Consider the following 10098-nt stretch of genomic DNA (forward strand, 5'->3'; position numbering starts at 1 on the left):
CGTCCTAATCTTCGTCACGGTCATGGCGGGTCCAAGCTCCTCTATGAGCGGTGATCTTCGCAATCACCGGACTTACCATGACCGCTTCAGCCTCTCAGCTTTTGCAGAACCTTCCGCACACTACCTGTTTCCCTGAAGACTCAAGACCAATGGACGCTCGACGCGGGACTTCTCTACAATGTCGAAGGGCGGGGTCAGTCATCCGTCGGTGGGAAGCTGGGGCTTGGGGCGAAGTTCTGATCGTGCTGCCGGATCACGCGGCCCGGTACCCACTTCGCTCGAAAACGCTCTAACTAACCCGCCCTCGCCGCACGCCGCAGCGATTGCGGCGGCTGGCCGAAGGCGCGGATGAAGGCGCGGCGCATCCGCTCGGGATCGCGAAAGCCGGTCGCCTCTGCGACGCGCTCGATGGCCTCGACGGAGGACTGCACGCGCTGCCGCGCCACCTCGATGCGCAGGCGTTCCACCGCTTTCGATGGCGTCGTGCCGGTCTCCGCGACGAAGGCGCGGGTGAAGTGGCGCGAGCTCATGCCGGCCTTCTCCGCCAAGTCCTCGACCGTCAGCGGCGCATCGAGATGCTCGCGCGCCCAGGCGAGCAACGGGCCGAAGCGGCCGTTTGAAGCCTTCAACTCCAATAGCGAGGAGAATTGCGACTGGCCGCCGCTGCGGCGGTGATAGAGCACGAGATGCCGCGCGGTCTTTTGCGCGATCTCCTCGCCATAGTCCTCGGTGATCATCGCCAGCGCCAGGTCGATCCCGGCGCTGATCCCGGCCGAAGTCCAGATGTTGTCGTCGCGTGTGAAGATGCGATCCGGCTCGAGCTTCACTTTCGGATAGGCGGAAACGAAATGCTTGGTCCGCTGCCAATGCGTGGTGGCGCGGCGGCCGTCGAGCAGGCCGGCTTCGGCGAGGATATAGGCGCCCGAGCAGACGCTCGCGATGCGGACACCGCGCTTGGCCAGCATGCGCACGAACGCCAGAGTCTTTGCGCACCTCGCCGCCGTACGCACCCCCTCGCCGCCCGCGACGATCAGGGTCGTGATCGCCGCTGACGGTCGCAGCCCTCGCGCGAACATCTCAGCGCCCGAGGACGAGCGCACAGGTCCTGGCGTCACCGCGATCACCTTCAACGCGGGCGGATTGTCGGCAGAGCGCGCGGCGATCTCGAAGGCCGAGATCGGGCCGGCGGCATCCAGCAATTGAAACTCAGGGAAGATGAGCACGCCGATCATCAGACCTTCTCCTATCGGTCTCCAAAACGGAGGATTGTCCTGAAATGAGGGAATTATGCCATTTTGGACATGAGGCCGCCATGTCATTGTGTCGCGGTCAACCGATATTGAGGTCCTCCCATGTCCACCCCGCTACAGATCGGACTTCTGGTGTTTCCAAAGGTGACGCAGCTCGACCTTACCGGTCCGCTGCAGGTGTTCTCCTCCGTGCCCGGGGCCAAAGTGCATCTGGTGTGGAAACGGATCGAGCCGGTGCCGAGCGATACCGCGCTGGCGCTGATGCCGACGGTCAGCTTTGCCGACTGTCCGCAACTCGACGTGATCTGCGTCCCCGGCGGCATGGGAGCCGACGACATGACAAACGATGAGGAGATGCTCGCCTTCCTGCGCAAGCAGGCGGAGGGCGCGAAGTACATCACCTCGGTCTGCACGGGCTCGCTGGTGCTCGGCGCCGCCGGTCTGCTCAAAGGTTATCGCGCCGCGACGCACTGGTCGGCGATCGATTTCCTTGGCGCGTTCGGCGCGATCCCGGCGCGAACGCGGGTCTGCATCGACCGCAACCGCATCACCGGCGGCGGCGTCACCGCCGGCATCGATTTCGCGCTGACACTGGTGTCGGAGCTGGTCGACCGCAGGACGGCGGAAGCCATCCAGCTTCGGCTCGAATACAATCCGAAGCCGCCGTTCAACGCCGGCTCGCCGGACACTGCGCCGGCCGAAATCCTCGCCTTCATGAAAGAGAAGATGGCATCGTCACAGGCGCGCCGCGGCGAGATGATCGCCCGCGCCGCGGCACGGCTCGCATAAATTTCAACGCAAAGAAAAAGGCCGCCAGGTTTCCCGGGCGGCCTTTCCTGTCTTACGGTGGCCTCACATTAACGGGCGATTTCAGGACGTCTGCACCGGGGGCCTATGTCCCGGCCGCATCCCACTCGAAGGCCGCTGCTCATCGGGGCAGTCGCGATTCTGGAGCCCGATCCGACGCGGTGGTCATCCACCTCCGTAAGATGACCGTATTGAGCTCCAATCCCGCGTGACGCGCAAGAAGGCCGTACTGCCCGTCCCCGCTGTTACCGTTGTTCACAGGCGCGCGTGCGCTGCACGCGCAAATTGCGCGCTCGCACAACGCACGAATGAGGTTGATTCAGCCTGCGGGCGTCCAGGGCTGGTAGTCGCCGGTCGCCTTTGGGCGGCGGCCGCTCGCCAGCGTCGAGCCGGATGGACGATACGCCGCCGGCGTGCCCGTCATGTTCGGCACATGCGGCTTTTCCCATTCCCGCGGCGTGTATTTCTCTTCGGTCGGCGGCATGTCGACCACGTGATGCAGCCAGCCGTGCCATGACGGCGGCACCCGCGAGGCTTCGGCGTAGCCGTTATAGATCACCCAGCGGCGCTCGAAATGCAGCACCGGATCGATCTTGCCGCCACGGGTGCGATAGTAGCGATTGCCCTGCTCGTCCGTACCGACGAGTTCGCCGAACCGCCAAGTCCAGAGCTGCGTGCCAAAGGTCTGGCCGTTCCACCACGTGAAGATTTTGAGCAGGAATTGTTTCATGAAGCGCCGGCCGGTTCGGGATCGTTGGGCTGTGATGCCATCCGCGGATCGAATTGTCCAGATTGCCGTACGTGTTGTGCCCCAGGGCGGAACAACACGGTGTAGTGTTGGCGGCCAATTGTCGCGGAATTTGGTCTAACCCGTTCATTCGCCATACAGTTCCTATCTGAGAGGTTGAGGCCCCGCGCAGCAAGGTGGCGCGAGGCTCGGGAACACCGGCCCCTGGAAAGGGTTGGGTCATGTCCCGCAGATGGAGTCCCAATGATGATCAATCTCAAGATTTTAGGCACCGCCGCGGCGCTCGCGCTGGCGCTGCCGCTCGTGGTGCCGAGCGAAGGTTTTGCGCAGGGTACCAAGTTCTCGGCCGGGCGGGTCGGCGGCGGCGGAGCGGCGATTGGAGGCGGTGGAGGTGGATTCCGCGGAGGCGGCTTTGCCGGTGGAGGCGGCGGCTTCCGGGGCGGCGGCCTTGCCGGTGGCGGCGGTGGCTTCCGAGGCGGCAGCTTTGCCGGCGGTGGCGGTGGCTACCGAGGCGGCGCCTTTGCCGGCGGCGGCGCCGGCCTTGGCACCAAGTTCGCGGGCGCTCCCGCCTTCCGCGGCGGCGCGGTTGCTAATCCTGGTTGGAGCGGCGGCCGGCCCGGGTGGAGCGGTGGGTATCGGCCCGGCTGGCGCGGCGGCTATGGTCACCGCGGCTACGGAGTTTGGCCCGGCGTTGCTGCAGGCGCCGTGATCGGCGGCGCGCTCGCGTCGAGCGCCTATTACGACGACTATTATGGCGGCTATGGATACGGAGCGGGCTACTACGACGACGGCTACTACGATGACAGCGCTGCGGTTGCGGTCGCGCCTGGCGGCGGTGACGTCGCCTACTGCCAGCAGCGCTACAAGTCCTACGACCCGGCGTCGGGCACCTATCTCGGCTATGACGGTCAGCGTCATCCCTGCCCCTGACCGGCTGATTCTTCTTGCGTGAGAGAGGGCGGCGAAAGCCGCCCTTTTTTGTTGAGAGGTTGCCTTCAGTTTCGCGAACGTGAATTAGCTCGCAAGCGAATCTCATATGCACGGCATCTTGCAGACGTGCTATCGCGCTTGCGCCTTAATCAACGAGTCGGCCGTGCGGGTCGGCATCCGCAGATATCATCTCAACAAAAGGATCCGTCGTGCCGCGCGTTCTCGTGGTCGATGATGACCCCATGGTGTGCGCCGCCATCGAGGTCTGTCTGAAGCGCAAGGGTTTTGACGTCACCGTCGCCGACGGCGGCGAGGCCGGGATGGTCGCGCTCGAGGATCGAGGCTTCGATGTGATGCTGATCGATGTCTTCATGCCGCATCTGAGCGGCTTCGAATCGATCCGGATCTTTCATGAGCGCGCGCCCGACATCCCGATCATCGCGATGTCCGGCTACGCCTTCGCCAACGCCGAGCGAGCGCCGGATTTCCTGCGCATGACCCTCGAGCTCGGCGCCGCGCGCTGCCTGCGCAAGCCATTCACACCGGAGGCGCTGATCACCACCGTCAACGAATGCCTCGCTCAATCAGCGGCATCGTCCCGCCTCTTGAAGTAAAGACACAAGGCGGTCGAGCAGCTAGAGCATGATCCGGAAAAGTGGACACCGGTTTTCCGAAAAGATCATGCTCAAGCAAAAAGATAGAGCGGGATGACGATTCGGAGAAAATCATCACGCTCTAGGACCGTGTGGCCAGCACGACGGCGGCGAGCGTGAAGACGAGCGCTGCGACCTGCGTCGGCCCGAGCGGCTCGCCCAGCGCGATTGCGGACGCCACCACGCCGATCACGGGGACCGCCATGGTGCCGATCGCCGCGATCGAGGCCGGCAACCGCCTGAGCGCGGCGAACCAGCTCACATAGGCGATGCAGAACTGGATCAGGATTGAATAGACGAGCAGCCACCAGCCGAGTGTCGTCACGCGATCAAGATGCGAGGTCTCGATGAGAAGACCGACCACGGCCACCGGCAGGCAGCCGAGCCCAATCTGCCAGGCCGCCGCCGGGATCGGCTCCATCTTCAACGGCAATTTCTTCGCGAGCACCGCGCCGAGCGCAAAGCCGAAGGCGCCGATAATCGCCATGATGATCCCCGGCAGCTTTTCGCGGCTCGCAGCAATTCCGTTGCTGCCCATGATGGCGGCGAGCCCGGCAAACGCCATCAGCAGCGCGATCGTGCGGAGCAGCGTCGGCCGTTCGCCAAGCACCGGCCAGGCCAGCAACGAGGCCCAGACCGGCATGGTGTAGGCGATCAGCGCGGCTTCGCTGGCCGGCAGCCAGAGCAGCGCGAGCCCCATCAGCACCATCCAGCCGGTGACGTTCAGTAGCGACGCCAGCATCAAGCGCAGCCACATCGCGCGCCCGACCGACAGGCTCTGCCCGCGAACGACCGCAAGCACGGCCAGCAGCACGGCCCCGACCACGCCGGTCGCGCCGCGCAGCGTCAGCGGCGGCAGCTCGCTCAGCAGGTACTTCGTCACCGGCCAGTTGAAGCCCCAGCCCACCGAAGTGACGGCGAGGAACAGGAAGCCCGCAGGCGCGAGTCGGCCGCGCGCGGTCGGTTTTGATTCTGTCATGGAGCCCGGCAGGGAATGGAATCGGCGGCGACCATGCCTTCGATTTGGGCGGCGGACCACGGGCCCGCCAGCATGCCTGCCCGTAGTTTCTCCGTAAGCTCACGTGAGTCTTCGGAATTCAATCCATCAGGCGCCAAAAATACCTGCCCTGTGAAAAGCGGGCGAAGCCGTTGTTCCACAGCACCCATGAGATTTTTTTCTCTTGGGAATCCCTGAGGACTCACTGATACTTGGCCGGATCACAGGCGCGGCATGCCCCCTGTTTTCCTCCCTTTTCCACCATATTTAGTATTTGATTCAGAAACTCGTACTAATCCTTGACGAGCGTCACGGACTTGGCCTAGCTTTCTTTTTGTTCGGCGCGAGTGTGTTTCGGGTCCCCGCCGGTCGCTCCCAAAAGGGTCCAGAACGACCACTCCGTCAGCCGAACAGGCTGCGGGTGAAGGGCTTTGCTGCCCGCGATTTCGGAAATTCCTCCCGGAATTTCCCGGGCATTTTGGGACGCCAATAACGGGCCGGAAGAGGCCCATTGGTGACCTGTCGCGTTACGAGTTTTGAGGCGTTGAACGCATGACCCGAACGGTCCGCCTGGGCCGGTCAGGGACATGCCGTCGCCGGATCGGTACCAGCCGATACCGGCGATCGAGAGAAACAGGCCGGTCCACCGGCTGAGCTTGCGGGGCTCTGGCCCCCCACCCTTTGGACGGAAGGATGGGACCAGGGGCTCGCTCTAGGAATAACATTTCCGGATCACCCCTGCGGCAATGGGGGCCGGGCAGAAGACGGGGCACGACGCATGCTTATCGAACGGCGCAACACCACGACCGGACAATCTCCTTACGCCGGGATCAATTTCAGGCTGACCACGTCTGAGATCCGCAATCCCGATGGCTCCATCGTGTTCCGTGCGGAGAATGTCGAGGTGCCCGAGTTCTGGTCGCAGGTCGCCTCCGACGTGCTCGCCCAGAAATACTTCCGTAAAGCCGGCGTCGCTGCGCGCCTGAAGAAGGTCGAGGAGGAGACTGTCCCTGCCTTCCTGTGGCGCTCGGTGCCCGACACCGAGGCGCTGGCGCTGTTGCCTGAGAGCGAGCGCTATGTCGGCGAGACCTCGGCCAAGCAGGTGTTCGATCGCCTCGCCGGCTGCTGGACCTATTGGGGCTGGAAGGGCGGCTACTTCTCTTCCGACGAGGACGCGCAGGCCTTCTTCGACGAGATCCGCTATCAGCTCGCAAAACAGATGGTGGCGCCGAACTCGCCGCAATGGTTCAACACCGGCCTGCACTGGGCCTATGGCATCGATGGCCCCGGCCAGGGCCACTATTACGTCGACTACAAGACGGGCAAGCTGACCAAGTCCAAATCGGCTTACGAGCATCCGCAGCCGCACGCCTGCTTCATCCAGGGCATCGAGGACGACCTCGTCAACGACGGCGGCATCATGGACCTCTGGGTGCGCGAGGCGCGCCTGTTCAAATACGGCTCCGGCACTGGCTCGAACTTCTCGCGCCTGCGCGGCGAAGGTGAGAGGCTGTCCGGCGGCGGCCGCTCGTCGGGCCTGATGAGCTTCCTCAAGATCGGCGACCGCGCCGCCGGCGCGATCAAGTCCGGCGGCACCACGCGCCGCGCCGCCAAGATGGTCGTGGTCGACATCGATCACCCCGATATCGAGACCTATATCGACTGGAAGGTGAAGGAGGAGCAGAAGGTCGCCGCCCTCGTCACCGGCTCCAAGATCAACCAGAAGCACCTGAAGGCGGTGCTGAAGGCCTGCGTCAACTGCGAAGGAAGCGGCGACGACTGCTTCGATCCCGAGAAGAACCCTGCCCTGCGCCGCGAGATCAAGCTCGCGCGCCGCGCCATGGTGCCGGATAACTACATCAAGCGGGTGATCCAGTTCGCAAGGCAAGGCTACAAGGACATCCAGTTCGACGTTTACGACACCGACTGGGATTCGGAGGCCTATCTCACCGTCTCCGGCCAGAACTCCAACAACTCGGTGTCGCTGAAGGATGACTTCCTGCGCGCTGTCGAGACCGACGGCGACTGGAACCTGATCGCCCGCACCAACAGGAAGGTGACGAAGACGCTGAAGGCGCGCGATCTCTGGGAGAAGATCGGCTACGCCGCCTGGGCCAGCGCCGATCCGGGCCTGCACTTCAACACCACGATGAACGACTGGCACACCTGCAAGGCGTCCGGCGACATCCGCGCGTCCAATCCGTGCTCGGAATACATGTTCCTGGACGACACCGCCTGCAACCTGGCGTCCGCGAACCTGCTCACCTTTTACAGCACCACGACCAAGCGCTTCGACATCGAGTCCTACGAGCATCTGTGCCGGCTCTGGACCATCGTGCTCGAGATTTCCGTGCTGATGGCGCAATTCCCGTCGAAGGCGATCGCCGAGCTCTCCTACGAATTCCGCACGCTGGGCCTCGGCTTCGCCAATATCGGCGGCCTCCTGATGACCATGGGCCTGCCCTATGACTCCAAGGAAGGCCGCGCGCTCTGTGGTGCGCTGACCGCCGTGATGACCGGCATCGCCTACAAGACCTCGGCCGAGATCGCGGCCGAGCTCGGCACCTTCCCCGGCTACAAGAAGAACGCGGCCCACATGCTGCGGGTGATCCGCAACCACCGCCGCGCCGCGCATGGCAACGCGGCCGGCTATGAGGCGCTCGCGGTCAACCCGGTGCCGCTCGACCACGCCTCCTGCCCGCAAGCCGACATCGTCACGCATGCGACCAGGGCGTGGGACGATGCGCTCGCACTCGGCGAGACCAACGGCTATCGCAACGCCCAGACCACCGTGGTGGCGCCGACCGGCACGATCGGCCTCGTCATGGATTGCGACACCACCGGCATCGAGCCCGACTTCGCGCTGGTGAAGTTCAAGAAGCTCGCCGGCGGCGGCTACTTCAAGATCATCAACCAGGCGGTGCCGGCAGCCTTGCGCGCGCTCGGCTATCGCGAGAGCGAGATCGCGGAGATCGAGGCCTACGCCGTCGGCCACGGCTCGCTGTCCAACGCGCCGGGCATCAATGCTTCCACGCTGAAAGCCAAGGGCTTCACCGACGAGGCGATTGCCAAGGTGGAGAAGGCGCTGCCGACTGCCTTCGACATCAAGTTCGCCTTCAACAAGTGGACCTTTGGCGAGGACTTCATCCGCGACACGCTCGGCATCGGCGCCGAGGCGATCGCCACCCCCGGCTTCGACCTGCTGTCGGCGATCGGCTTCTCCAAGCGCGAGATCGAGGCGGCGAACGTCCACATCTGCGGCGCGATGACGGTGGAAGGCGCCCCGCATCTGAAGGCCGAGCACTATCCGGTGTTCGACTGCGCCAACCCCTGTGGCAAGATCGGCAAGCGCTATCTCTCGGTCGAGAGCCACATCCGCATGATGGCGGCAGCGCAGCCGTTCATCTCGGGCGCGATCTCCAAGACCATCAACATGCCGAACGACGCCACGGTCGAGGACTGCAAGTCCGCCTACCTGTTGTCCTGGAAGCTGGCGCTGAAGGCCAACGCGCTCTACCGCGACGGCTCAAAACTGTCGCAGCCGCTCAACTCGCAGCTCATCTCTGATGATGAGGACGAGGACGATGCGGTGGAGGCGCTCTACGAGAAGCCGATGGCCGCGCGCGCCGCGCAGGTGTCCGAGAAGATCGTCGAGAAGCTGGTCGAGCGCATCGTCGTGATGCGCGAGCGCGAGAAGATGCCCGACCGCCGCAAGGGCTACACCCAGAAGGCGGTGGTCGGCGGCCACAAGGTCTATCTCCGCACCGGCGAATATGACGACGGCCGCCTCGGCGAGATCTTCATCGACATGCACAAGGAAGGCGCCGCGCTCCGCTCGTTCATCAACAACTTCGCGATCGCGGTCTCGCTCGGCCTGCAATACGGCGTGCCGCTCGATGAATATGTCGACGCCTTCACCTTCACCCGCTTCGAGCCGGCGGGCCCGGTGCAGGGCAACGACTCCATCAAGTATGCGACCTCGATCCTCGACTACGTCTTCCGCGAGCTCGCGGTGAGCTATCTCGCCCGCTTCGACCTCGCCCATGTCGACCCCAACGAGAGCGGCTTCGACGCGCTCGGCAAGGGCGTCGAGGAAGGCAAAGACCCGGAGGGGCCGCAGCACCAGGCAACGAAGTACCTGTCACGCGGCCTCACCCGCTCGCGCACCGACAACCTCGTCGTCATGCGCGGCGGCTCGACCGCAGTCAGCCAGACCACCGACAACGCCCCCGCCGGCGGCTCCCGCGTCACCGCCCTCTCCTCGCAAGGCGCGACGTCCCGCATCTCCGACACCCTCGAAGGCGCGGTGGCGCTGAAGCAGGAGACAGAGCACGACCTCTCGCCCGCGGAGAAGGTCGGCACCGTGCACTGGAGCAAAGCCGGCACCGCGGCAGCCGTCGCCCCGACGAAGGCCGAACGCCGTGCGGAGGCCAAGGCCAAGGGCTATGAGGGCGAGATGTGCTCGGAGTGCGGCAACTTCACGCTGGTGCGGAATGGCACGTGCATGAAGTGCGACACGTGTGGAAGCACGACGGGGTGTTCGTGATCCGCCGCTAATCTGCAATCATTGTGATTAAAGGGGATGGCTGGGGATGTCCCGATCGGTGTTGAACTACGTCGGGCCGACGTTGCCAGAATGAATGTTACGCGGCCCTTGTGACATGGGCAACGGGCTTGATCGTCATGGGATTGTGGTGAGCTTGAAGGGCCGCA

The 10098-nt window shown here is 64.3% G+C and carries 7 protein-coding genes; 4 read left to right on the plus strand and 3 right to left on the minus strand.

What is annotated here, in order from left to right:
- Positions 1–293 precede the first annotated feature (293 nt).
- Entirely contained in the window at positions 294–1232 is a 939-nt protein-coding gene (locus tag ACZYOF_RS39475) for a GlxA family transcriptional regulator (RefSeq protein WP_282527990.1), read from the minus strand.
- 120 nt (positions 1233–1352) lie between these two features.
- Between ACZYOF_RS39475 and ACZYOF_RS39480 the strand changes: the two genes are divergently transcribed.
- Complete coding sequence (locus ACZYOF_RS39480) at positions 1353–2039, plus strand: DJ-1/PfpI family protein (RefSeq protein WP_463719125.1); 687 nt, start codon at positions 1353–1355, stop codon at positions 2037–2039.
- Between the two features lie 337 nt (positions 2040–2376).
- Here ACZYOF_RS39480 and ACZYOF_RS39485 read toward each other — a convergent pair whose 3' ends face one another.
- Positions 2377–2787, minus strand: a complete 411-nt coding sequence (locus ACZYOF_RS39485; RefSeq protein ID WP_463719126.1) for an NADH:ubiquinone oxidoreductase subunit NDUFA12 — start codon at positions 2785–2787, stop codon at positions 2377–2379.
- A gap of 264 nt (positions 2788–3051) precedes the next feature.
- Between ACZYOF_RS39485 and ACZYOF_RS39490 the strand changes: the two genes are divergently transcribed.
- Both ACZYOF_RS39490 and ACZYOF_RS39495 read left to right on the plus strand, forming a co-directional pair.
- Complete coding sequence (locus ACZYOF_RS39490) at positions 3052–3735, plus strand: BA14K family protein (RefSeq protein ID WP_463719127.1); 684 nt, start codon at positions 3052–3054, stop codon at positions 3733–3735.
- Positions 3736–3944: 209 nt separating this feature from the next.
- The gene (locus tag ACZYOF_RS39495; protein WP_463719128.1) at positions 3945–4349 is read left to right on the plus strand and encodes a response regulator; all 405 of its coding nucleotides are present in this window, start codon (positions 3945–3947) and stop codon (positions 4347–4349) included.
- Positions 4350–4470: 121 nt separating this feature from the next.
- Here ACZYOF_RS39495 and ACZYOF_RS39500 read toward each other — a convergent pair whose 3' ends face one another.
- Positions 4471–5367, minus strand: coding sequence for a DMT family transporter (locus ACZYOF_RS39500; protein WP_130582407.1), 897 nt, complete (start codon positions 5365–5367; stop codon positions 4471–4473).
- Positions 5368–6163: 796 nt separating this feature from the next.
- Here ACZYOF_RS39500 and ACZYOF_RS39505 point away from each other — a divergent pair.
- Positions 6164–9931, plus strand: coding sequence for a vitamin B12-dependent ribonucleotide reductase (locus ACZYOF_RS39505; protein WP_463719129.1), 3768 nt, complete (start codon positions 6164–6166; stop codon positions 9929–9931).
- Positions 9932–10098 lie beyond the last annotated feature (167 nt).

It is taken from the genome of Bradyrhizobium sp. LeoA1Lang, from assembly GCF_055413685.1.